The following is a 23,901-nucleotide window of genomic DNA, read 5'->3' as shown; positions in this document are numbered from 1 at the left end:
CGAATCAATCCTTCTGGGAAGAGGCGAGCCAGCCGCGCGGCAGCATGCGCACCAGCGTGGCATCGCGTTGGAAAAAGTGGTGGTAGAGCGCGGCGCCAGCATGCGCCAGCACCACCGCGATCAACAGCCAGAAACCGTACTCATGGATGGCATGCGACACGGCGACCGTCTGCGGATCCGGTGCCACCAGCTTGGGCACGTCGACCAGCCCGAACCAGCGGAACGGGCGCAGGCCACTGGCCGAGTCGTATATCCAGCCGGACAGCGGAATGGCGAACATCAGCACGTACAGCAGCCCGTGCGTCGCACTGGCAACGCGTTCCTGCCAACTCGGCGTGCCCGGCACCGCCGGGGGCGCACCGGCATACAGGCGCCAGCCCAGCCGCAGGGCCACCAGCGCCAGGACGCTGATGCCCAGGGATTTGTGCGCGGTGTACACCCAGAAATATTTCGGCGTCTTCGGCAGTTCGCCCATGGTCAATCCCACCACCCCCAGGGTCAGGATCAGGATGGCGATCAGCCAGTGCAGGGACTGGCTCACGCCTCCCCAGCGTTGTGCATTGGGACGGGTCATGGCGTGCTCCTGGCAGGCGGTTCGGGCGCAACAGGGGCCGCCGGCGAGGCGGCAGGCGGTTCGTCATCAGCGCCGTTGCGGTCGCGGACCGCCTCGGCTTCGATACGCAGCTGCACGCTGTCGCCGATCATGCTGGACCACGCGGTAAGGCCGAAGTCATGGCGGCTCAAGGTGGTCGTCGCGGAAAAACCGGCGGTGCGGCGGAACGGTGGCAGCGGATGCCGCTTGAGGGCGTTAAGCGTCACCTCCAGCACCACCTCGCGGGTGACCCCGCGCAGGGTCAGCCCACCGATGACGCGTGCGTGCGTGTCATCAATCGGTTCCACCCGGGTAGACACGAAGCGTGCTTCGGGGAAGCGTTCGCCGTCGAGCAGGTTGCGCGCCAGCGTGGCCTGGTTCCACTTCGCATCGCCCAGGTCCAGGCGGGTGATCGGCACGCGTACGTCCAGCCGCGAGGCGGCCCAGTTGGACGGGTCGAAATACAGCTCGCCCTCGCTGCCCGATACGGTGCCCAGTGCATGGGAGAAGCCGGCGTGTTCAATGGCGAACAGCACCCGTGTATGCACCGGGTCGAGGCGGTACAGCGGCGTGGCGGCCAGTCCCATGCAGGGCAGGGCGGACAGCAGCAAGGCGACGGTGAGACGTTGCAGCACGCGGTGGGCTCCTGCAGGGGGACGTGACGATCATACGCACGGCACCGGCTTCGCGAGCAGCCACATGGCTGCAACAGTTCATGGTGCCGATGACGCCTTGGCTGTCAGGGCGTGTCGGCAACGACAGCGGCAGCCTCCGCCTCGACGGACGCCTCGTCAAGGCTGTGTGACAATCGCCGGCATCCAAGGGGAAGCGATGGTCAGGCACATGCATCATGGACGGGCATTGGGATGGCTGCTGGCAATGGCCAGCACCGTGCTGGCCGGGCTGCTGCCCGGCCCGGCAATGGCCGCCACGCAGGACGCCGCCGAAACGCCCCGGCTGCGGCGCCTGGGCACCGCCGAAGGCCTGCCTTCGCGCATGGTGACCGCGCTGGCGCAGGATCGCCAGGGCTACCTGTGGGCCGCGACCGACGGTGGGCTGGCGCGTTACGACGGCGTGTCGCTGCGCAGCTGGCGGCATGACCCGCAGGTGGAAGGCAGCCTGCCCGGCAACGAGATTGAAACGTTGCTGGTGGATGCGCAGGACCGGCTGTGGCTGGGCATCAACGGCGTGGGCCTGGTGCGCATGGGACCGGCCCGTGATGCCTTCGAGTCGATCAACGATCTCAACGAAACCTGCCAGGGACAGTTCTGGACGCTGGCCGATCACGACAAATCGTTGTGGATCGGCACCAGCGCGTACGGGCTGTGCCGGCGCGACGAAGCCGGAAACGTGCAGGTGTTCCGCCATGATCCGGCCAATCCGCGCAGCATCCCGAGCGATACGATCTATTCCAGCCTGGTGGACGAACGCGGACGCTTGTGGATCGGCACCGAGCAGGGCGTCGCGCGCTGGGACGGAACCGGCTTCGAGCGGGTTGGCGTGGCCACCCTGGGCACGACGGCGGTGCTGCGGCTGAGCCGCGATGCCGGCGGCAGTGTCTGGGTGGGGACCCAGGCGGAGGGCATGTTCGGCATCGATGCCGACGACCGGGTACATCGTCCGCAGTGGTCACAAGGGGGGACGCTGCGCTCTTCGATGGTCCTGCATGATCGCCAGGGCGGCTACTGGGTCGGCGGATCGGAGGGGCTGCTGCGTGGCGATGAAAAGCAGCTGCGGCGGCTCGAAGGCGACCGCGGCAGTGGCTTCCTGACCGCACACAGTGGCGTGCTTGACCTGCTGCAGGATCACGAAGGCGGCATCTGGATCGCGCTGCTCACCCAGGGCCTGGCCTATCTGCCGCCGGACTGGAAGCGCTTTTCGACGTGGTACCAGCTGGATGGCAAGCCACTGGACAGCCAATACCTGCTCAGCGCCGCCAGTGATGGCACCGACTTCTACATCGGCGCGGCGCATGGCGTGTACCGACTGGATGGAAAAGGCACGCTGTCGCTGCTGGTCAGCGATGAAACCATCGGCAGCGGCGCCATCTGGTCGCTGCTGCCACGTGCCGACGGCAACGTGTGGCTGGGGCGTGCCGGGCGCATCACGGTGTACGACCCCCGCCGGGGTACCCATCGTGACTGGTTGATCCACGGCGGTGCGGACCTGCGCCAACGCATCGACCTGATGCGCGCCGCGCCGGATGGAACGGTGTGGTTGTCGGTGATGAACCATGGCCTGCAGCAGCGTGCCGGTGATGGACGCGTGCTGCGCGAAGTGCTGGCCGCCGACCTGCCCGGGCGCAGTGAAGCGCCGGTTGAACAGATCCGCTTCGACGCCCGTGGCCAGCCATGGATCGTCGGCGACATGGGCGTGCTGCGCTTCCAGGACGACACCTTCATCGCCGTGCCGGGGGTGTCACGTGGGCCGATCTTCGACATCGCCTGGATGACCTCGACCAGCCTGTGGCTGGCACGCCAGGGTGCCTTTGAACGTTATGACTGGGATGGCCTGGGCCTGACCCTGCGCGAGCAGGTCGCGGCAGATGAAGGCGTGCCTCCGGTTTCAATCGGCGGCCTGGTGCCTGGCGCGGACGGGCAGCTGTGGGCCACCAGTCCGCGCGGCCTGATGCGCTGGGATCCGCAGAGCCGGCAACTGCGGCTGTACACCGAACGTGATGGACTGCCGGATGCCGAGTTCACCGGTCGTCCCCCCGCCCAGGACGCGGCAGGGCGCGTGCTGGCGGTGTCGCAGACCGGCCTGGTGGGCTTCGACCCCGGCGTGCGCGATGCCGCACTGCCGCCATCGCAGCTGGTGCTCGGCGCGCTGCGGGTGCGCCGCGACGACGGCGAAGGCTGGCAGGAGTTGCCGCTCGGGGCCCCGGTGGTGCTGGGGCCGGATGATCGCGACCTGCAGATCAACGCACGCCTGCTGTCCTTTGCCAATCCGCTGAGCAACGCCTACCGCTTCCGCGTGGAGGGATACGACCTGAACTGGGTGCCGGCGGTGGACGGCGAACGCACCTTGTCGCGGCTGCCGGCAGGCCGCTACGGCATTGAAGTCCAGGCACGCCGCGCCGGTGGTGAGTGGACCGCCGCCCCCGACCTGCACGTGCAGGTGCTGCCGCCGTGGTGGCGCAGCGGCGTTGCGCTGTCGCTGTATGCGGTGAGCGGCGTGGCGCTGCTGGCGGCACTGGGCGGTTACGTGCGGCTGCGGCTGCGGCGTCGCCAGCAATGGCAGCTGAGCCTGCACAAGCAGCACCTGGCCGAGCAGGCATCGCAGGCCAAGAGTCATTTCCTGGCCACGCTGGGCCATGAGGTGCGCACCCCGATGACCGGCGTGCTGGGCATGAGCGAACTGTTGCTGGATTCGGCGCTGGATGAGCAGCAGCGCGGCTACGCCGGCGCCATCCACCAGGCCGGCACCCACCTGCTGCGACTGGTCAACGATGCGCTGGACCTGGCGCGCATCGAGGCCGGCCGGCTGGAACTGGACATCCGGCCGTTCGACCTCGGTGCGCTGCTGGACGAAGTCCAGGGATTGATGGAACCGTTGGCGCGGCAGCGCGGGCTCGACTTCCAGCGCCGGGTCGGCATGCCCGGCTACGTGTCGGCCAGCGGCGATGAGATGCGCGTGCGGCAGATCCTGATGAACCTGTTGGGCAACGCCATCAAGTTCACCGAACGTGGCGGGGTGCGCCTGGAAGCCCACCCCTGCGAGGGCGGGGTCGGGCTCGCCTTCGAGGTCATCGATACTGGTCCGGGCATCAGTGCCGAGCAGCAGGCGCGGCTGTTCGAGCGCTTCGAACAGGCCGAGGGACCCCGCACCGCCTCGCGCTTCGGTGGCTCCGGGCTGGGGCTGGCGATCTGCCAGGAACTCGCCGTGGCCATGGGCGGGCGCATCGGCGTGCAGAGCCGTCCGGGCCACGGGGCGTGTTTCCGGGTGGAACTGCCGCTGCCGTGGCAGCAGGAGGCTGGGCCGCCTGCGCCCGGCGCCGATTCGCTTTCATTGGAGCTGCCCGGCCTGGCGATCCTGCTGGTGGAAGATGATCCGACCGTGGCCCGGGTCATCGTCGGCCTGCTGTCGGCGCGCGGCCACCGCGTGGTCCATGTGCTGCACGGGCTGGCGGCGTTGGCCGAAGTGACCACCTCCTCCTTCGATGTCGGACTGCTGGACCTGGACCTGCCTGCGCTGGACGGCCTGGCCCTGGCGCGGCAACTGCGCGCCCTCGCGCATGACTTCCCGCTGGTGGCGGTGACCGCCCGTTCCGACGCCTATGCGGAAGCGGAAGTGCTGGCAGCAGGATTCGACGGATTCCTGCGCAAGCCGGTGACCGGCGACATGCTGGTCGGTGCCATTGCGCGCGCGCGCCAGCGCCGTCCATGGCCGTGAATCCTGCCGTGGCAGCGGATTGCCCGCGGCGCGCCCCGCGCGAAGGGCAGGCCTTCGGTTTACCATGCCGGGACGGCGATGTGCTGTCGCATCCACCGCTGCGTTGAACGCGCGGTCTGGCAGGTGAGGGACGGCAATGCGGAGATGGCAAGGGTGATGGGGCGTGGGAATGTAATCGCGTTGTTGCTGTCGGCCTGGCTGCTGTGCGTGCCAGCGCACGTGCTGGCGCAGCCGGTGCCGCCCACGCCACGCCAGCTGACCGTGTTCGATGGGCTGCCTTCCAACACCGTCAACCGGATGGCCGAAGATCGCCTGGGCTATCTCTGGATCGCCACCAACGACGGGCTGGCGCGCTTCGACGGCCGCAGCTATCGCATCTGGCGCGCTGAGGATGGCCTGCGTGACAACCGCATCTGGACGGTGCTGGCCGACGCGCGCAACCAGTTGTGGATCGGCACGGAAAACGCCGGGCTGGTGCGGCTGTCCGCCGACCGCCGGCAGATGCGTTTCTATGACCGCGCCAGCCAGCCCCTGCTGGCCAGCAACACGGTGTGGAGCGTCGCCTCCACCCCCGATGGTGCGATCTGGTTCGGCACCTATGAGGGCGGCCTGTACCGCCTGGATGCGCAGGACCGGTTGCAGCGCTTCCTGCCCGAGCCGGGCAACCCGCGCAGCCTGCCGTCCAACAGCGTACCGTTCCTGGCCACGCTGCCCGATGGCACGCTGTGGGTCGGCACCAAGCGCGGACTGGCGCGCTGGACCGGCAGCGATTTCGAACGCATGCCGGATGCGCTGCCCGCCGATGCGGTGATCAACGGAATGACCGCCGACGCCGATGGCAGCTTGTGGATCAACACGCTCGGCAGTGTCATCGTGCGGCGCGCCGACGGGCGCTTCGAACCTGCGCCCTGGCCGGTACCGGCCGGGGACCAGGTGCTCGGCGTGATGCTGCATGACGAGCAGGGCGGCTACTGGCTGGACACCCGTTCCGGACTGGGCCGGGGGGTGGAAGGGCATTACCAGCAGGTGCCGCTGTACAGCGCGCTCGCGCGGGGGCGGGTACGCCCGAACTGGAGCGGCGCTTTCCAGGATCGCGAAGGCGGCATCTGGCTGGCCAGCACCAATGCCGGGCTGTGGCACCTGCTGCCGCGCTGGTGGCAGTTTTCGGTGCTCGCCCGGCTGGAAGACGAGCCTTCGTCACTGCGCAATGCCTTCGTGCTGGGCACCGCGGCGTCGCGCGATGGGGGCGTGTGGACGGTGGGCGGCCACGGCGCGCTGGACAAGCTGGACCCGGCCACCGGGAAAGTGCAGCAGCACCTGACCTGGGTCAACGGCAACCATTGGTTGTTGTCGGTGGCCGAGGATGCCCGCGGGCGGGTCTGGATCGGATCGATGGATGCGCTGCTGCGCTACGACCCGGCCAGTCGCCAACTGCTGCGTTGGGGCACCGGGGTCGGCCGGGATGCGGTGATGGAGGGCAACGTCCAGGACATCGCCGTGTGCGGCGACCAGGTCTGGACGATGTCGCCGCCCGGCGTGCAGGCGCGTGACCTGGACGGGCACCTGCTGCATGACGTACCGCTTGGGCAGGGTGGGCTGCAGTCGGGCCAGCTCGCGACCAGCCTGGAATGCGGTCCGCGCGGCCTGCCCTGGCTGACCAGCAGCGCCGGCGTGCAGGAATGGGATGCGCAGGGGGCGCGTTTCGTGCAGGTCGATGGCGGTCCTTCCGGGGCCGTGCATGCGATGGTGCTGGCGGCCGACGACCAGGTCTGGCTGTCGCAGGATGGTCGCCTGGTGCAGCACCGGTGGAACGGCAATGCGCTGCAGCGGCACCGCGCGATCGGCGCGGTGCAGGGCTATCCGGCGCTGGCCGCCAACGGGCTGGCGGTGGGGGCCGACGGCATCGTCTGGGCCAGCAGCCCGCGCGGCATGCTGCGGGTGGACCCGCGCGCGCCGAGCGTGCGGCTCTATGGGGTGCATGACGGCCTGCCCAGCCAGGAGTTCCGTGAAAACACGCTGGTGACCGCGGCCGGTGGACAGCTGCTGGCAGGCACGCCGGCCGGGCTGGTGGTGTTCGATCCGCTGAAGGTGGGGCCGCCCACGCGGCAGGCGCCGCTGGTGATCGAGCGGGTCGAGGTCAGTCGCGGCGACAAGGTGGTCGAGCTGACCCACGATGCAGCCGTGACCATCGAAGACGGTGACCGTGACCTGCACATCGTGGCGCGGCTGCTGTCCTTCAGTGATGCGGCCTCGAATGTCTATCGCTTCCGGCTGGCGGGCTATGACCCGGACTGGGTGGATGGCGGGGCAGGCGGGGAGCGGGTGTTCTCGGCGCTGCCGCCGGGGCGTTACGCACTGGAAGTGCAGGCACGCTCCGCCGACCACGTCTGGTCGCGGGTGCAGACGCTTGAATTCCAGGTGCTGCCACCGTGGTGGCGCAGCGTTACCGGCGTGCTGGTGCTGGCCGCCGCGTCGCTGCTGCTGCTGAGCGGTTTTGCCTGGTTGTACCGGCGGCGGCTGCACCGGCGGCATGACTACCAGATGGCCGTGCACAAGCAGGAAGTGGCCGAGCAGGCATCGGCGGCCAAGACCCGCTTCCTGGCCAATCTGGGACACGAGGTGCGCACGCCGATGACCGGCGTGCTGGGCATGACCGAACTGCTGCTGTCATCGCCGCTGGACACGCGCCAGCGCAGCCAGGCCGAATCGATCCGAAGCGCGGGCGAGCACTTGCTGCTGCTGGTCAACGATGCGCTGGACCTGGCGCGGATCGAATCGGGCCGGCTGGAACTGCAGTCGCAGAGCATTGACCTGCACGCGCTGCTTGCCGAAGTGCAGGCGCTGACCGCGCCGCTGGCGCGGCAGAAAGCGGTGCAGTTCACGTTGTACAACGAGCTGGATCCGGGCCTGGCCGCCGAAGGGGATCCGCTGCGGGTCCGGCAGATCCTGCTGAACCTGCTCGGCAATGCGGTGAAGTTCACCCAGCGCGGCTCCATCACCCTGCTGGCGCGCGCCGAAAACCCGTCCAGCGGACTCTGCTTCGAGGTCGCCGACACCGGGCCCGGCATCAGCCACGAACTGCAGAAACGCCTGTTCCGGCGCTTCGAACAGGCCGAGGGGGCGCGTACCGCGGCCCAGTACGGCGGCAGTGGGCTGGGGCTGGCGATCAGCCGCGAACTGGCGTTGGCGATGGGCGGCGACATCAGCGTGGAAAGCCAGTTGGGCCGCGGCACGCGGTTCCGCGTCGACCTGCCGCTGCCGCTGCACGCGCTGGACGTCAGTGGTGCGCCCGCCACGCAGCTGCGCCCGGCGCCGGCGCTTCCGCTGCGCATCCTGCTGGTGGAAGACGATCCGACCGTCGCCGAGGTGGTCGGCGGGCTGCTGCGCGCGCGCGGGCACGAGGTGGTGCATGCCGAGCACGCGCTGGCCGCCCTGCGCGAGATGGCCGGTGAACGCTTCGACATCGGCCTGCTCGACCTGGACCTGCCCGGCCTGAGTGGCTTCGACCTGGCCCTGCACCTGCGCAACCAAGGCCATGTGCTGCCCTTGCTGGCGGTGACCGCGCGCACCGATGCCGACCTGGCCGAGCGCGTCGGCGCTGCGGACATGCAGGGCTTCCTGCGCAAGCCGGTGACCGGCGACCTGCTGGCCGAGGCGATCGCCCGGGCGATGTCCCGATAGCGCCGGGCGCGGGGCCGATCGCGGTCGGCAGCTGCGCTATTCGGCGACTTCCTCGATCTGCTTCGGGTCCGGGCCGGTGTCGGGCAGCTGCCAGAAGATCAGCGTGGAGGTCAGCGTGATCGCGCCCACGCACAGGAACGTGGCATGCAGGGCCGCGGTGGCGCCGTGTGATTCCAGCGGCGCGAAGGCCGCCAGCAGGCTGCCGGCGGCGGCGGCGCCGAAGCCTGCCGCCAGCATCATCACCATCGACAGCAGGCTGTTGCCGGAGCTGGCGAAGCCGACGTCCAGGTCGCGCAGGGTCACGGTGTTCATCACGGTGAACTGCAGCGAATTGACCGCCCCGAACAGCGCCAGCTGCAGCAGTCGCCAGCCCAGCGGCTGGTCCGGCGACATCAGTGCGAAGCTGGCCATGGCCAGGCCCACCAGCACGGTATTGGTCATCAGCACGCGCCGGTAGCCGAAGCGTTCCACCAGCTTCACCGCCAGCCGCTTGGACACCATGCCGGCGGCGGCCACCGGGATCATCATCAGGCCAGCGCTCATCGGGCTCATGCCCATGCCGACCTGCAGCAGCAGAGGAATGAGCAGCGGCATGGCGCTGCTGCCGATGCGCGAGAACAGGTTGCCGAGGATGCCGATGCGGTAGCTGGGCACGCGGAACAGGGCGAGCGAAAACAGCGGCGCGGTGGAGTTGGCCGCGTGCAGCCAGTAGCCCACCAGCGCGGCCAGCCCGGCCACCGTCATCAGCATCACCAGTGCATGCGGGGTGCCCATTCCGGAGATGCCATCCAGGGCCAGCGACAGCACCACCATGCCGAAGGCCAGCATCACATAGCCGCGCAGGTCGAAGCGGCTGCGATGCGCGGCGTAGTGGTCGGGCATGACCTTCATCGCCACCAGGTAGCCGATCACCCCGATCGGCAGGTTGATCAGGAATACCCAGTGCCAGGACGCCACTTCCACCAGCCAGCCGCCCAGCGTGGGACCGATCAACGGGCCGATCAGCGCCGGGATGGCGATGAAGCTCATCGCCCGCAGGAAGTCTTCGCGCGGCACCGAGCGCATCACCGCCAGCCGCCCGACCGGCAGCAGCATGGCCCCGCCGATGCCCTGCAGCACGCGCGCGGCCACCAGCTGGTGCAGGCTCTGGGCCAGTGCGCAGGCCAGCGACCCGAGGGTGAACAGGATGATCGCGACCAGGAAGGTGCGCCGGGTGCCGAAACGGTCGGCGATCCAGCCCGATGCTGGAATGAACGTGGCCACCGCCAGGGCGTAGCTGAAGACCACCGACTGCATCTGCAGCGGGCTTTCGCCCAGGCTGCGCGCCATCGCCGGCAGCGCGGTGTTGACGATGGTGGAATCCAGCATCTGCATGAAGATCGCCAGCGACACCAGCCACAGCAGGGGACGGATGGAGGCGTAGCTTGACGTCATCGGGCTTGGATCCGCACGACCGGGAGGCGACATCATCACCCAATGGCGGTCATGGCGCGATCAACGCACGCCATGCCGCCATGTAGGGAAAAGCGTCAGCGCGCGCTGAGCCGATGCACGGCGTCCACCAGCACCTGCACGCTGGCCGGGTCCATGTCCGGCGACATGCCATGGCCGAGGTTGAACACGTGGCCTTCGCGCGAACCGCCGTTGCCGGCCGCGTAGGTGTCCAGCACCCGCCCGGCCGCCGCGGTGATCGCTTCGGGGCTGGCATACAGGGTGGTCGGATCCAGGTTGCCCTGCAGTGCGACCCGTCCGCCGGTACGCCGCACGGCCTCGTCCAGGTCCAGCGTCCAGTCCAGGCCGAGCGCATCGGCGCCGGTGTGCGACAGGGCTTCCAGATGCAGGCCGGTGCCCTTGCCGAACAGGATCAACGGCGTGCGCTCGCTGCCCTGGCCGCGTTCGAGTTCGGCGGAAATCCGCTGCAGGTAGCGCAGCGAGAACTCGCGGTACATCGCCGGGGACAGGACGCCGCCCCAGGTGTCGAACACCTGCAGCGCCTGCGCGCCGGCCGCGCGCTGCGCGCCGAGGTAGGCGATCACCGCATCGGTCACCACCTCCAGCAGCCGGTGCAGTTCCTGCGGGTGGTTCAGCGCCATCGCCTTGATGCGCGCGAAATCCTTGCTGCCGCCGCCTTCCACCATGTAGCAGGCGAGCGTCCACGGGCTGCCGGAAAAACCGATCAGCGGCACCTGGCCATCCAGTTCGCGGCGGATCACCCGTACCGCGTCCATGACATAGCGCAGTTCCTGTTCCATGTCCGGCACCGCCAGCCGGGCGATGGCCGCGGTATCGCGGACCGGATGGCGGAATTTGGGACCTTCGCCCTCGACGAAGTACAGCTCCAGGCCCATCGCATCGGGAATGGTCAGGATGTCGGAGAACAGGATCGCCGCGTCCAGCGGGAAGCGGCGCAGCGGCTGCAGGGTGACCTCGCAGGCGATCTCCGGATTCTTCGCCATGGCCAGGAAGCTGCCGGCCTTGGCGCGCGTGGCGCGGTATTCCGGCAGGTAACGGCCGGCCTGGCGCATCAGCCAGACGGGCGTGTGGTCCACCGGTTCGCGGCGCAGGGCGCGCAGCAGGCGATCATTGCGGAGGGGACTGGTCACGTAAGGGTGTTCCTTGTGCGGGTGGGACATGGGCGCGGTGCGGGGGAGGTGCGATCAGGTGCTGCCTTCGACGAGCGCGAAGCCGCGATGCAGTTCTGCATCGCGCGCCTTGTCGAATGCCGCGCGGGCCTCATCCTGCTCCAGGTACAGCTCGCAGCGAAGCTGCGACCGGCCGCCGATGCGACCCGTTTCGCGCAGCAGTTCCCAACCACCGAACAGGTCCGGCAGCAGGGTGAGGCGCAGGAAGCGGGGCGCTTCGGTGCCGGTTGCAGGGTGTTGCAGGAAGGCATGCATGGTGCAAGTGTAGCGCCGCGCTATGTGACCCGGAGACAAGGCGGGTTACTACGGCGCGTCCGAAAGCCGCGGGAACGGGCAGGCGGCGGGGTATCGGGGGGGCGGTCGAACGGGTGAGGCCCCTCGCGGGTAGCTGAAAGCCGCAGCTGGAAGGGGCCGGGCGGTGGGGCTATGCGGGGGACGGCAAAAGCCGCATCCATGCGGGCCTCGTTTCGCGCCATCCATGGCGCTCAACGCCCCCGCCCAGCCCCACCGCCCGGCCCCTGACAGATTCCGGTGGCCGCCACCGCGTAGAAAAAAAAAGGCAGGGGTCAGAGTCCTTTCGCTACGCGAAAGGACTCTGACCCCATGCTTGACCCGATGCCTGAAGGCTGCGCGCTCAGCCGGCGGCCAGCACCGCCAGCACGGCCTCGTCGTGCACATCGGCCACCACTTCGGCTTTGCCGATGCCGCGCCAGAGCACCAGCCGCAGCCGCCCGGCCACGTTCTTCTTGTCCAGCCGCATGCGTTCCAGCAGCGCCTGCGGGGCCAGCCCGGCGGGAATGGCGACCGGCAGCTGCAGTGACTGCAGCAAGGCCACCAGGCGATCGGCGTCGGCGGCGGGCGCGCGGTCCAGCGCGGTGGAAAGCCGCGCCGCCAGCACCATGCCGACCGCGACCGCCTCGCCATGGTTGAGCGCATCACGGCCCGGGGCGGCGTAGCCCTGCTCGGTCTCGATCGCATGGCCGAAGGTGTGGCCGAGATTGAGCAGGGCGCGCTCGCCCTTTTCCAGCGGGTCACGCGCGACGATGGCGGCCTTGTGGGCGCAGCTGCGCGCGATGGCTTCGGCCAGCAGCGCGCTGTCGCCGGCAGACAGGCCCTGCGCATGCTGCTGCAGCCAGTCGAAGAACTCCGGATCGCCGAGTGCCCCGTACTTGACCACTTCAGCCAGGCCGGCGCGCAGTTCGCGCACCGGCAGCGTGGAAAGTACCTGGGTGTCGGCGATCACCGCGCGCGGTGGATGGAAGGCGCCGACCAGGTTCTTGCCCGCCGCGATGTCCACCGCGGTCTTGCCGCCCACCGACGAATCCACCATGGCCAGCAGCGTGGTCGGCAACTGCACGCAGTCCACCCCGCGCATCCAGCAGGCGGCGGCAAAGCCGGACAGGTCACCCACCACCCCGCCGCCCAGCGCGAGCACGCAGGCATCGCGGGTAGCGCCCAGCGCGGCCAGCGCTTCGATGGCCCGGCCGAACTCGGCCAGCGTCTTGGACGCTTCGCCGGCAGGCAGGACGTGTTCGCCAATGAGCAGGTCCGGTCGCGCCTGCAGCAGCGCCGCACGCACGCCGGCCAGGTACAGCGGGGCGACCTCGCTGTCGCTGACCAGCAGCACGTGGCGACCGCGCACATGGCGGGCCAGGGCGTGGCCGTCGGCGAGCTGGCCCAGGCCGATGGTGATCGAATACGGATGCTCGCCGCCGACGGCGACGTGCAGGGGGGGGGTGTCGGTCATGCGATGAGGTCCTGTCGCTGCCAGTGCGCGGCCAGCTTCACCACCAGCTGGGAAGTGGCCTCGGCGGCGGTATAGAGGTCGGTATCCAGGGTGAGGTCGGCCAGCTGCCGGTACAGCGGATCGCGGTGGTAGGCCAGGTCCTGCAGCACCTGTTCGCGGTCCGGCCGCTGCAGCAGCGGGCGGCCCTTGTCGCGCGCCAGGCGTTCCAGCTGGGCCGCAACGCTGACCCGCAGGTAGACCACATAGCCATGCGCGGCGATGGCCTGGCGGTTGCCGGCATCCAGCACCGCGCCGCCACCGGTGGACACCAGCTGGCCGTGGCCGCTGAGCACCTGCTGCAGGGCCTGCCGTTCATGCTGGCGGAAGCCGGCTTCGCCGGCCAGTTCGAACAGGGTGGGGATGCTGGCGCCGGCGTTGTCGACGATCACCTGGTCCAGGTCGATGAAGTCCAGCGTGAACCGTTCGGCGAGGCGACGGCCGATGCAGGTTTTACCGGCCCCCATGGGGCCGATCAGGATCAGGTTCGGTGCGGGATTCATGCCCTGCGATGCTAACACCTCCGTGACATTCCTTTACGCCCCTACGCCCCAGCCTTGGCCGGCGCGGAGCTTCCCGCGCGCCACGGAGCAGCCACCATGTCGGTCGCCAAGGTCATCGAAATCAACGCCTCCTCCAAGACCAGTGTCGAGGATGCGGTACGCAGCGGGCTGAAGAAGGTTTCCGAAAGCGTGAAGAACATCCAGGGCGCCTGGATCAACGAGACCAAGGTGGTGACCAGCGGAAGCGGCGAGATCACCGAGTGGCGGGTCAACCTGAAGGTCACCTTCCTGGTTGAATAAGGCCGTTCCGCGTCGCGCGGATCCGGCTCAGCGGACCTCGACGATGCGGCGTTCGGCGTCCAGCGCGATCACCCGGTCGGCCAACGCCGGCAGGGTGCGCAGGGCCTGCCGGCTGACCCGTTCGTAGTACTGCACGAAGCGCTCCAGCTGCGCCCGGGTCATGCCACTGCGTCCGGGCTGGGCGGCCTGCAGGTGTTGTTCCTGCTGCCAGCGCCAGCGCGGAACCACCGCGAAATCCGGCGGCTGCAGGAACCACAGCCGGTCACAGCGCCGCCACAGCGGGGCGTAGTGGTCGGCCAGCGCCTGGTTGCACCAGCGCCGCCAGCGTCCGTCGGTATCGGCATCGCGCTCCAGGGCATTGAGTGGTTCGTCGAGCGCGTCCGGCTGCTGCGCCGGCGTGCCCAGGAACCAGCCTTCGAACACCAGCAGGTCCAGTGGTGCATCCAGGACCTGCCACTGCGCCGGCGGCAGCCGTTCATCGGCCAGTTTGTCGAAACGTGGCAGCGAGGTGGGCGCGCGGGCGATCACCGCATCGAGCACCGCATGCGCCAAGGGCAGATCATGCGTGCCAGGCGGGCCGCGGGTGACCAGCAGCGGATGCACGTGGCGCGCCAGCCGCTGGCGTTGGCCGCGGGTCAGGTAGACATCGTCCACCGACAGCGTCGCGGCCCGCAGGCCACGCGCCTGTGCACGCGCCACCACCTGCGCGGCCAGCGTCGATTTGCCGCTGCCCTGCAGGCCGCTGATCGCCAATACTGGCACCTCGGCGCCGCTGGCCAGCGCGTCATCCAGCGCCTGTTCGGCCAGCGTGTCCGGGAATCCTTTCGTCGTGGTCGTGTACGCAGTTGCCTTCATGCCGCCACAATAGCCCAATCCCTGCAGGAATGAAGCGTCATGAGCGAGCTCTACACCGAAGCGTTGTCCACCTTCTCGGCGCTGTTCGACGAGGCCCGGCAGGGCAGCGAGATCGAGCCCAACGCGATGACCGTGGCCACTGCCGACGCGGAAGGACGCCCGTCCGCGCGCACCGTGCTGCTGAAGGCCTTCGATGCGCGCGGCTTCGTCTTCTACACGCACCTGGACAGCCACAAGGGGCGTGAGCTGCAGGCCAATCCACGGGCGGCGCTGTTGTTCCTGTGGCGCAGCCTGCGCGAGGCCGGCATCCAGGTGCGCATCGAAGGTGCGGTGGAGCAGGTCGACGATGCCGAGGCGGATGCGTACTTTGCTTCGCGGCCGCGGTTGAGCCAGATCGGTGCGTGGGCATCGAGCCAGTCCCGGACGCTGTCCTCGCGCGAGGAATTCGATACGCGGGTCGCCGCGGCAGAGGCGCGTTTCGACGGCCAGGACGTGCCGCGTCCGGACGGCTGGAGCGGGCTGCGGGTGGTGCCGGACCGCGTGGAATTCTGGTACGGGGCAAAGTTCCGCCTGCACGAGCGCTGGTGCTACGAGAAGGCCGCCGATGGCAGCTGGAGCAAGCGCCAGCTGTATCCCTGAGCACGCGGCGCCGCGAGTTCATGACGTGATCTGCATGCTGTATCGGGTTCCCCCAGCCGCACGCCAGTGACCGCTTCATGTGCCGGCAGGGCAGACCGTTGCAGCTTCGGTTCTTTTCGGGAAGGGAGAGTCGGGATGGAGCTTCTGCGCAGGGTCTGGTCGGTTGCGCCGTTACGCGGCGGCGTGGAGTCGTGGCTGCTGCTCGCCGCGCGCGTGGTGGCCGGCGGGATGTTCAGCATTTCGGGCTGGAACAAGCTGTTCACGGTGCCGGGTCGGGAACGCATGGTGGCCACGCTGCACGATGCCGGCATCCCGTTTCCCGGGCTGAGCGCGCCGGTATTGGGCGCAATCGAATGGGTGGCCGGGGCGCTGCTGGTGGCCGGCCTGCTCAGTCGTCCGTCGGCGCTGTTGCTGGCGGCGATCTGCGTGGTGGCGGCACTGACCGATGGGGTCGCACGCATTCCCGGCGGGCTTGGCGTGCTGGATTGGCTGAGCTGGTTCTTCTACCTGACCGAGGTGCCACTGGCGGTCCTGCTGTCGTGGCTGGCGCTGGCCGGAAGTGGACGTTTCGCGCTCGACGCGCGCTGGGCGGCGCGGCGATAGCAAGGGTGTGGTGGATGACGACGGCTCGTCAGCAGGGAATCGCTCGTCACAGCCCCGCTGCGCGCAGCCAGCGCCACAGCGTGGTGCGCGAAATGCCCAGCGCCTGCGCCATTCCCTCGCGATCATTGCGGTGGGTCGCCAGCAGCTGCTGCAGCTGCACGCTGGACGGGCGCCCGGCGGCGAGCGGCGCGGCAGGCGAAGCGGGCGTGCCCTGCGCCAGTTCCGGTGCCAGTGACAGCAGGCGGTGTGTATCGATGAGGCCGTCGCCCGGCTGCCAGTGGATGCGCAGGCGGTCGACCAGGTTGCGCAGTTCGCGCACGTTGCCGGGCCAGTCCGCCGCACCCAGCAGGGCCATGGCGTCCTCGTCCAGCGGGGCGTCGATGCCGCGCAGCTGCTGGAAGAAGTGGTGCACCAGCAGGGCGACGTCGCCGCGCCGTGCACGCAGCGGCGGCAGCACGATGCGCAAGGTCGCCAGCCGATAGAAAAGGTCGCGACGGAACTGGCCGGCCTGTACGCGCTGCTCGAGCGACTGCAGGGTGGCGGCGACCACGCGCAGGTTGACCGGCGTGGGTTCGGTGGCGCCCACGCGCAGCACTTCGCGCTCTTCCAGCACGCGCAGCAGGCGGGTCTGCAACGGCAGCGGCAGCTCGCCGATTTCGTCCAGGAACAGCGTGCCGCCGTCGGAGGCTTCCACCAGCCCGATGCGACCACCGCGGCGGGCGCCGGTGAACGCGCCGTCGCTGTAACCGAACAGTTCCGATTCCAGCAGCGATTCACTGATCGCGCCGCAGTTCAACGCGACGAAGCGGCCACGTCGCCCGCTTTCAGCGTGAAGCTGGCGGGCCACCAGTTCCTTGCCGGTGCCGGTCTCGCCGCTGACCAGCACGGTGCTGTCATGCGGGGCGTACAGCGCGATGTGCTGGCGGACCTCGGCCATCGCGCCGCTGTCGCCGAGCAGCGCCGTGCCCTGGCCTGCGCGGTTGCCGCGGCGTTGCCGCAGCGGCAGGCGGCGGCTGCCCGAACGTGCCAGTGTGTGGGTCAGCTCCAGCGCATGTTCAAAGGCCTGGCGGACCGAATCGGCCGAATACAGCAGCACGCCCTGCAGCCCGGCGGCTTCAGCGTGGTCGATGGCCATGCCGGTGCCGACGATGACTTCGATGCCGTTGGCGCGCAGGTCGGCGATGCAGTCGCGCGCATCTTCGCGGGTGACGAAACGGCGGTGCTCGATCTGCAGGCCGAAGCTGTCCTGGAAGCTGCCGAAGGTCGGCACGTCGCTGGCGTGGGTGACCAGGCCGATGCGCGGGGCGATGCGGCGCGCCCGCGCCAGTGCTTCCATCAGGTCGAAGCCGTTGGCCTGGATCGGCACCAGCGGCACGTCCAGCCGGCTGCGCAGCCAGGCGGCATTGGAGCCGCCAGCGATCACCACGTCGCAGTGTTCCTGGCGCAGCCGCTGGTTGATCACCGCAACGGCCTCCTCGAAGCCGAGGTTGATCTGCTCGATGCGCGCGCGGCGGTCGAATTCGGGAATGACATCGCCCAGCAGACCGGTCAGCCGGGACACGCTCACCGTCCAGATCACCGGCTGGGTGGGATCGGCATCGCCGGCGCTGTCGGGAGGGCGGGGCAGGTACATGGGCGTCGCGGTCGGCAGGATGTTTCATGATACATCTGTTTCGATGTTTCATATGTTTCAAATCCGCGGTCAGGCAAGGCAGGAAAATCAATGGCTTGCCGGTTGGCACGTTCTTTGCGCTGCCCTACGCTGACCCCTGACAGGATTGCTGCATGACTGCTTCCCTCGTTTCCGCCGGCGCCCGCTTCCGCCAGGCCCTGGCTGCCGAATCACCGCTGCAGGTGATCGGTGCGATCAACGCCAACCATGCGCTGCTGGCCAAGCGCGCCGGTTACCGCGCCATCTACCTGTCCGGCGGTGGCGTCGCGGCCGGTTCGCTGGGCCTGCCGGACCTGGGCATCAACACGCTGGAAGATGTGCTGATCGACGTGCGCCGCATCACCGATGTGTGCGACCTGCCGCTGATGGTGGACATCGATACCGGCTTCGGGCCGAGCGCGTTCAACATCGCGCGCACGGTGAAGTCGCTGATCAAGGCCGGTGCGGGTGCCTGCCATATCGAAGACCAGGTGGGCGCCAAGCGCTGCGGCCACCGGCCGGGCAAGGAGATCGTGTCGCAGGGCGAGATGGTGGACCGGGTCAAGGCCGCCGCCGATGCGAAGACCGATCTGGCGTTCTTCCTGATCGCGCGTACCGACGCCATCCAGGTCGACGGCGTGGACGCGGCCATCGAGCGCGCCATCGCCTGCGTGGAAGCCGGTGCCGACGGCATCTTCGCCGAAGCCGCCTATGACCTGGACACTTACCGCCGCTTCGTCGATGCGGTGAAGGTGCCGGTGCTGGCCAACATCACCGAATTCGGCGCCACCCCGCTGTTCAGCCGTGACGAGCTGGCCTCGGCCGGCGTGGCCATCCAGCTGTTCCCGCTGTCGGCCTTCCGCGCGGCCAACAAGGCCGCCGAAAGCGTGTACGAAGCGGTGCGCCGCGACGGCCACCAGCGCAATGTGGTGGATGCCATGCAGACCCGCAACGAACTCTACGACCGGATCGGCTACCACGCCTTCGAGCAGCAGCTCGATGCGCTGTTCGCCGCCAGGAAGTAACCTGCTGCCACGATTTCCGGGAGGAAAACCATGAACGATACGACCGCCACCCCGACCTTCAAGCCGAAGAAGTCCGTCGCCCTGTCCGGCACCGCCGCCGGCAACACCGCCCTGTGCACCGTGGGCCGCAGTGGCAATGACCTGCATTACCGTGGCTACGACATCCTGGACCTGGCGACCACCAGCGAGTTCGAGGAAATCGCCCACCTGCTGGTGCACGGCAAGCTGCCCACCCGCGCCGAGCTGGTGTCCTACAAGGCCAAGCTGAAGTCGCTGCGCGGCATCCCGGCCGCGGTGAAGGCCGCGCTGGAAGAACTGCCGCCGTCGGCACACCCGATGGACGTGATGCGCACCGGCGTGTCCGTGCTGGGCTGCGTGTCGCCGGAAAAGGACGACCACAACCATCCCGGCGCGCGTGACATCGCCGACAAGCTGATGGCCTGCCTGGGCTCGATGCTGCTGTACTGGTACCACTGGAGCCACAACGGCCGTGCCATCGACGTGGAGACCGACGATGACTCCATCGGCGGCCACTTCCTGCACCTGCTGCACGGCGAAAAGCCGCAGGATTCGTGGGTCAAGGCGATGCACACCTCGCTGATCCTGTACGCCGAACACGAGTTCAACGCCTCGACCTTCGCCTGCCGGGTGATTGCCGGCACCGGCAGCGACATGTACAGCGCCATCGCCGGCGGCATCGGCGCGTTGCGCGGACCCAAGCACGGCGGCGCCAACGAAGTGGCGTTCGAAGTGCAGAAGCGCTATGACAGCCCGGATGAAGCCGAGGCGGACATCAAGGCGCGCGTGGAGCGCAAGGAAGTGGTGATCGGCTTCGGCCATCCGGTGTACACCGTCTCCGATCCGCGCAACAAGGTGATCAAGGACGTCGCCCGCGAGCTGTCCGAAGAACAGTCGAGCATGAAGATGTACGACATCGCCGAGCGCCTGGAGACAGTGATGTGGGACATCAAGAAGATGTTCCCGAACCTCGACTGGTTCAGCGCGGTGAGCTACCACATGATGGGCGTGCCGACGGCGATGTTCACCCCGCTGTTCGTCATCGCACGCACCTCCGGCTGGAGCGCGCACATCATCGAACAGCGCATCGATGGCAAGATCATCCGCCCCAGTGCCAACTACACCGGTCCGGAAGACCAGGCGTTCGTGCCGATCGACAAGCGCGCCTGACGCGTGACCCGGCACCCTCGCGCAGGGTGCCGGGCGGAGCGGGACGGCGATGCCGTCCCGGTTCCGTTGTGGCGTTGCAACGCCGTCCCTGCCGGTGACGCGACGCCCGGCCCGCCACTGTCCAAGAGCCAGCCATGACCAGCCCCATGATGAATGAGTCGTACCGCAAGAACCTCCCCGGCACCGCGCTGGACTATTTCGATACCCGGGCCGCGGTCGATGCGATCCAGCCCGGCGCCTATGCCACGCTGCCGTATACCTCGCGCGTGCTGGCGGAAAACCTGGTGCGCCGCTGCGACCCGGCCACCCTGGAAGCCTCGCTGCGGCAGCTGATCGAGCGCCGCCAGGACCTTGATTTCCCGTGGTTCCCGGCCCGCGTGGTGTGCCACGACATCCTCGGCCAGACCGCGCTGGTCGACCTGGCCGGCCTGCGTGACGCCATCGCCGATGCCGGCGGTGACCCGGCACAGATCAACCCGGTGGTGCCGACCCAGCTGATCGTCGACCACTCGCTGGCGGTGGAGTATCCCGGATTCGACAAGGCCGCCTTCGAGCGCAACCGCGCCGTGGAAGACCGTCGCAACGAAGACCGTTTCCACTTCATCAACTGGACCCGCAAGGCGTTCAAGAACGTGGACGTGATTCCGCCGGGCAACGGGATCATGCACCAGATCAACCTGGAGAAGATGTCGCCGGTGGTGCAGGTGCGTGATGGCGTGGCCTTCCCGGATACCTGCGTGGGCACCGACAGCCACACCCCGCACGTGGATGCGCTGGGCGTGATCGCCATCGGCGTCGGCGGCCTGGAAGCGGAGAGCGTGATGCTCGGCCGTGCCTCGTGGATGCGCCTGCCGGACATCATCGGCGTGGAACTGACCGGCCGCCCGCAACCGGGCATCACCTGCACCGACATCGTGCTGGCGCTGACCGAGTTCCTGCGCGCGGCCAAGGTGGTCGGTGCGTGGATCGAGTTCTTCGGCGCCGGTGCCAGCGCGCTGAGCATTGGTGATCGCGCGACGATTTCCAACATGACACCGGAGTTCGGCGCCACCGCGGCGATGTTCTCCATCGACCAGCAGACCCTGGACTACCTGCGCCTGACCGGCCGCGAGGAAGCGCAGGTGCAGCTGGTGGAAACCTATGCCAAGGCCGCCGGCCTGTGGGCCGATGACCTGGCGCAGGTGCAGTACGAGCGCGTGCTGCAGTTCGACCTGTCCAGCGTGGTGCGCAACATGGCCGGCCCGTCCAATCCGCACAAGCGCGTGGCCACCAGTGAACTGGCCGCGCGCGGGATCGCCGACGAGGCCAAGCTGGTCTCCGGCAAGCTCGAGCAGGCCGGCGGGCTGATGCCCGATGGCGCGGTGATCATCGCCGCCATCACCAGCTGCACCAACACCAGCAACCCCCGCAACGTGATTGGTGCGGCGCTGCTGGCGCGCAATGCCAACCGCGCCGGGCTGACCCGCAAGCCGTGGGTGAAGAGTTCGCTGGCGCCGGGTTCCAAGGCGGTGCAGCTGTACCTGGAAGAGGCCGGGTTGCTGGGCGAGCTGGAGCAGCTGGGCTTCGGCATTGTCGGCTTCGCCTGCACCACCTGCAACGGCATGAGCGGCGCGCTGGACCCGGTGATCCAGCAGGAGATCATCGACCGTGACCTGTATGCCACCGCGGTGCTGTCGGGCAACCGCAACTTCGATGGCCGCATCCATCCCTACGCCAAGCAGGCGTTCCTGGCATCGCCGGCGCTGGTGGTGGCCTATGCGATCGCCGGCACGGTGCGGTTCGATATCGAAAAGGACGCGCTGGGGGTCGATGCGCAGGGCACTCCGATCACCCTGAAGGACCTGTGGCCGAGCGACGAAGAGATCGATGCGGTGGTCAAGGCCAGCGTGAAGCCGGAACAGTTCCGCAAGGTCTACGACCCGATGTTCACCTTCAAGGTGGAGCACGGCGCGCCGATCAGCCCGCTGTACGCATGGCGTCCGCAGAGCACCTACATCCGCCGCCCGCCGTACTGGGAGGGTGCGCTGGCCGGTGCCCGCACCCTCAGCGGCATGCGTCCGCTGGCCGTGCTGGGCGACAACATCACCACTGACCATCTGTCGCCCTCCAATGCGATCCTGGCCAGCAGCGCTGCCGGTGAGTACCTGGCGCAGATGGGCCTGCCGGAAGAGGACTTCAATTCCTATGCGACGCACCGCGGCGACCACCTCACTGCGCAGCGCGCCACGTTCGCCAACCCGAAGCTGATCAATGAGATGGCGGTGGTGGACGGGGTGGTGAAGCAGGGTTCGCTGGCCCGCGTGGAACCGGAAGGCCAGGTGCTGCGCATGTGGGAAGCGATCGAGACCTACATGCTGCGCCGGCAGCCGCTTATCATCATCGCCGGTGCCGACTACGGCCAGGGAAGTTCGCGCGACTGGGCGGCCAAGGGCGTGCGCCTGGCCGGTGTGGAAGCGATCGCCGCCGAAGGCTTCGAACGCATCCACCGCACCAACCTGATCGGCATGGGCGTGCTGCCGCTGGAGTTCAAGCCGGGCGTGACCCGCCTGACGCTGGGCATCGACGGTACCGAAACCTTCGACGTGACCGGTGCGCGGCTGCCGCGCGCGGAGCTGACCCTGGTCATCCATCGCCGCGACGGCAGCCAGCTGATGGTGCCGGTCACCTGCCGGCTGGATACCGCCGAAGAGGTGTCCATCTACGAGGCCGGCGGCGTGCTGCAGCGCTTTGCGCAGGACTTCCTGGAAGCGTCTCAGGTTGCATGACGATCTCGCCGACCTTCCTCCTTGGAGTGATCCCATGACCTTTCTTCCGCAGCTCCGCATTCCCGCCACCTACCTGCGCGGTGGCACCAGCAAGGGCGTGTTCTTCCGCCTGCAGGATCTTCCGCCCGCCGCGCAGGTTCCCGGGCCGGCGCGCGATGCGCTGCTGATGCGGGTGATCGGCTCGCCCGATCCGTATGCCAAGCACACCGATGGCATGGGCGGGGCAACGTCGAGTACCAGCAAGTGCGTGATCATTTCGGCGGCGTCGGTCCCCGACCACGATGTCGATTACCTGTATGGCCAGGTGTCGATCGACACCGCCTTCGTCGACTGGAGCGGCAACTGCGGCAACCTGAGCACGGCGGTCGGCCCCTTCGCCATCAGCAATGGCCTGATCGACCCGGCGCGGGTGCCGCGCGATGGACTGTGCAGCGTGCGCATCTGGCAGGCCAACATCGGCAAGACCATCATTGCCCACGTGCCGATGCGCGATGGCCAGGTGCAGGAAATAGGCGATTTCGAGCTGGACGGGGTGACCTTCCCGGCGGCGGAAATCCAGCTGGAATTTCTCGACCCGTCCGATGACCAGGACGGCGGGGCGATGTTCCCGACCGGCAACCTGGTTGATGACCTGGAGGTGCCAGGCGTGGGCACCTTCAAGGTGACGATGATCACCGCCGGGATCCCGACCATCTTCCTCAACGCCGCCGACCTGGGCTACACCGGCACCGAACTGCAGCCGGCCATCAACGAAGACCGCGCGGCGCTGGAGCGCTTCGAGGCGATCCGCGCGCACGGCGCGGTGCGCATGGGGCTGATCGAGCGCATCGAGCAGGCGGCCACCCGCCAGCACACGCCCAAGGTGGCGTTCGTGGCGCCGGCGCAGGATTTTGTTTCTTCCAGTGGCAAGGCGATTGCCGCCGCGTCGATCGACCTGCATGCGCGGGCGTTGTCGATGGGCAAGCTGCATCACGCGATGATGGGCACCGCCGCGGTCGCCATCGGCACGGCTGCGGCGATTCCGGGCACCCTGGTCAATCTGGCGGCGGGCGGCGGGGCGCGCACGTCGGTCGTGTTCGGTCATCCTTCGGGCACGCTGCGGGTCGGCGCCGAGGCGGCGCAGGTGGACGGGCAGTGGACGGTGACCAAGGCGATCATGAGCCGCAGCGCCCGGGTGCTGATGGAAGGCGCCGTCCGCGTCCCGGCCGATACCCTTTGAACCGGTACTGACGGCCGCTTGAACCGGTAGTGACGGCCGCTGGCCGTCAGCGTGGCGCCGGAT

At 68.6% G+C, this 23,901-nt stretch carries 18 protein-coding genes; 9 read left to right on the top strand and 9 right to left on the bottom strand.

From position 1 onward, the window contains the following. Positions 1-4 precede the first annotated feature (4 nt). Together QE373_RS13150 and QE373_RS13145 are read right to left on the bottom strand one after the other, a co-directional pair. Positions 5-574, bottom strand: a complete 570-nt coding sequence (locus tag QE373_RS13150; protein WP_309687263.1) for a cytochrome b — start codon at positions 572-574, stop codon at positions 5-7. After that, positions 571-1,179, bottom strand: a complete 609-nt coding sequence (locus QE373_RS13145; RefSeq protein WP_309689802.1) for a YceI family protein — start codon at positions 1,177-1,179, stop codon at positions 571-573. Before QE373_RS13145 ends, QE373_RS13150 begins: the two co-directional genes overlap by 4 nt. 292 nt (positions 1,180-1,471) lie before the next feature. Between QE373_RS13145 and QE373_RS13140 the strand changes: the two genes are divergently transcribed. Both QE373_RS13140 and QE373_RS13135 read left to right on the top strand, forming a co-directional pair. Next, entirely contained in the window at positions 1,472-4,984 is a 3,513-nt protein-coding gene (locus QE373_RS13140; protein ID WP_309687260.1) for an ATP-binding protein, read from the top strand. A 156-nt stretch (positions 4,985-5,140) separates the two neighbouring features. Then, entirely contained in the window at positions 5,141-8,665 is a 3,525-nt protein-coding gene (locus QE373_RS13135; RefSeq protein WP_309687254.1) for an ATP-binding protein, read from the top strand. 36 nt (positions 8,666-8,701) lie between these two features. Here the strand turns inward: QE373_RS13135 and mdtD are convergent, their stop codons facing one another. The 5 genes from mdtD to QE373_RS13110 form a co-directional block, all read right to left on the bottom strand. Continuing rightward, a complete protein-coding gene (gene mdtD / locus QE373_RS13130; protein ID WP_309687251.1) occupies positions 8,702-10,099 on the bottom strand; it encodes a multidrug transporter subunit MdtD in 1,398 nt (465 codons plus the stop codon). Positions 10,100-10,194: 95 nt separating this feature from the next. Beyond that, positions 10,195-11,298 (bottom strand): uroporphyrinogen decarboxylase, encoded by a 1,104-nt coding sequence (gene hemE, locus QE373_RS13125; protein WP_309687249.1) that lies wholly within the window; start codon positions 11,296-11,298, stop codon positions 10,195-10,197. Positions 11,299-11,322: 24 nt separating this feature from the next. Next, positions 11,323-11,562 carry a WGR domain-containing protein gene (locus tag QE373_RS13120; protein ID WP_309687246.1) on the bottom strand — a complete coding sequence of 80 codons (240 nt, stop codon included), beginning with the start codon at positions 11,560-11,562 and terminating at the stop codon, positions 11,323-11,325. A gap of 379 nt (positions 11,563-11,941) precedes the next feature. Next, positions 11,942-13,054, bottom strand: coding sequence for a 3-dehydroquinate synthase (gene aroB / locus QE373_RS13115; protein ID WP_309687245.1), 1,113 nt, complete (start codon positions 13,052-13,054; stop codon positions 11,942-11,944). Further along, entirely contained in the window at positions 13,051-13,593 is a 543-nt protein-coding gene (locus QE373_RS13110) for a shikimate kinase (RefSeq protein WP_057508722.1), read from the bottom strand. The genes aroB and QE373_RS13110 overlap by 4 nt, the downstream gene beginning before the upstream one ends. A gap of 96 nt (positions 13,594-13,689) precedes the next feature. Between QE373_RS13110 and QE373_RS13105 the strand changes: the two genes are divergently transcribed. Continuing rightward, positions 13,690-13,893, top strand: coding sequence for a dodecin family protein (locus tag QE373_RS13105; RefSeq protein WP_057508723.1), 204 nt, complete (start codon positions 13,690-13,692; stop codon positions 13,891-13,893). Between the two features lie 27 nt (positions 13,894-13,920). Here the strand turns inward: QE373_RS13105 and QE373_RS13100 are convergent, their stop codons facing one another. Next, positions 13,921-14,748 carry a kinase gene (locus tag QE373_RS13100; RefSeq protein ID WP_309687240.1) on the bottom strand — a complete coding sequence of 276 codons (828 nt, stop codon included), beginning with the start codon at positions 14,746-14,748 and terminating at the stop codon, positions 13,921-13,923. Between the two features lie 39 nt (positions 14,749-14,787). Here QE373_RS13100 and pdxH point away from each other — a divergent pair, with 39 nt between their 5' ends. Then, the gene (gene pdxH, locus QE373_RS13095) at positions 14,788-15,387 is read left to right on the top strand and encodes a pyridoxamine 5'-phosphate oxidase (RefSeq protein ID WP_309687238.1); all 600 of its coding nucleotides are present in this window, start codon (positions 14,788-14,790) and stop codon (positions 15,385-15,387) included. Between the two features lie 135 nt (positions 15,388-15,522). Beyond that, the gene (locus QE373_RS13090) at positions 15,523-15,990 is read left to right on the top strand and encodes a DoxX family protein (protein ID WP_123699510.1); all 468 of its coding nucleotides are present in this window, start codon (positions 15,523-15,525) and stop codon (positions 15,988-15,990) included. A gap of 46 nt (positions 15,991-16,036) precedes the next feature. Here QE373_RS13090 and prpR read toward each other — a convergent pair whose 3' ends face one another. Beyond that, positions 16,037-17,623, bottom strand: coding sequence for a propionate catabolism operon regulatory protein PrpR (prpR, locus tag QE373_RS13085; RefSeq protein ID WP_309687233.1), 1,587 nt, complete (start codon positions 17,621-17,623; stop codon positions 16,037-16,039). A gap of 152 nt (positions 17,624-17,775) precedes the next feature. Between prpR and prpB the strand changes: the two genes are divergently transcribed. The 4 genes from prpB to prpF all read left to right on the top strand — a co-directional run bounded on the left by prpB (position 17,776) and on the right by prpF (position 23,838). After that, entirely contained in the window at positions 17,776-18,666 is an 891-nt protein-coding gene (gene prpB / locus QE373_RS13080; RefSeq protein ID WP_309687231.1) for a methylisocitrate lyase, read from the top strand. A gap of 30 nt (positions 18,667-18,696) precedes the next feature. After that, a complete protein-coding gene (prpC, locus tag QE373_RS13075; RefSeq protein WP_057508728.1) occupies positions 18,697-19,854 on the top strand; it encodes a 2-methylcitrate synthase in 1,158 nt (385 codons plus the stop codon). A 149-nt stretch (positions 19,855-20,003) separates the two neighbouring features. Continuing rightward, positions 20,004-22,619 carry a Fe/S-dependent 2-methylisocitrate dehydratase AcnD gene (gene acnD, locus QE373_RS13070; protein ID WP_309689799.1) on the top strand — a complete coding sequence of 872 codons (2,616 nt, stop codon included), beginning with the start codon at positions 20,004-20,006 and terminating at the stop codon, positions 22,617-22,619. A gap of 34 nt (positions 22,620-22,653) precedes the next feature. Further along, positions 22,654-23,838 (top strand): 2-methylaconitate cis-trans isomerase PrpF, encoded by a 1,185-nt coding sequence (gene prpF, locus QE373_RS13065; protein WP_309687227.1) that lies wholly within the window; start codon positions 22,654-22,656, stop codon positions 23,836-23,838. Positions 23,839-23,901: the final 63 nt, after the last annotated feature.

The sequence above is a fragment of the Stenotrophomonas sp. SORGH_AS_0321 genome, from assembly GCF_031453215.1.
Taxonomy (GTDB): domain Bacteria; phylum Pseudomonadota; class Gammaproteobacteria; order Xanthomonadales; family Xanthomonadaceae; genus Stenotrophomonas; species Stenotrophomonas chelatiphaga.
Note: the sequence above shows the minus strand (reverse complement) of the source record. Positions and strands in the feature narration are given on the sequence as shown.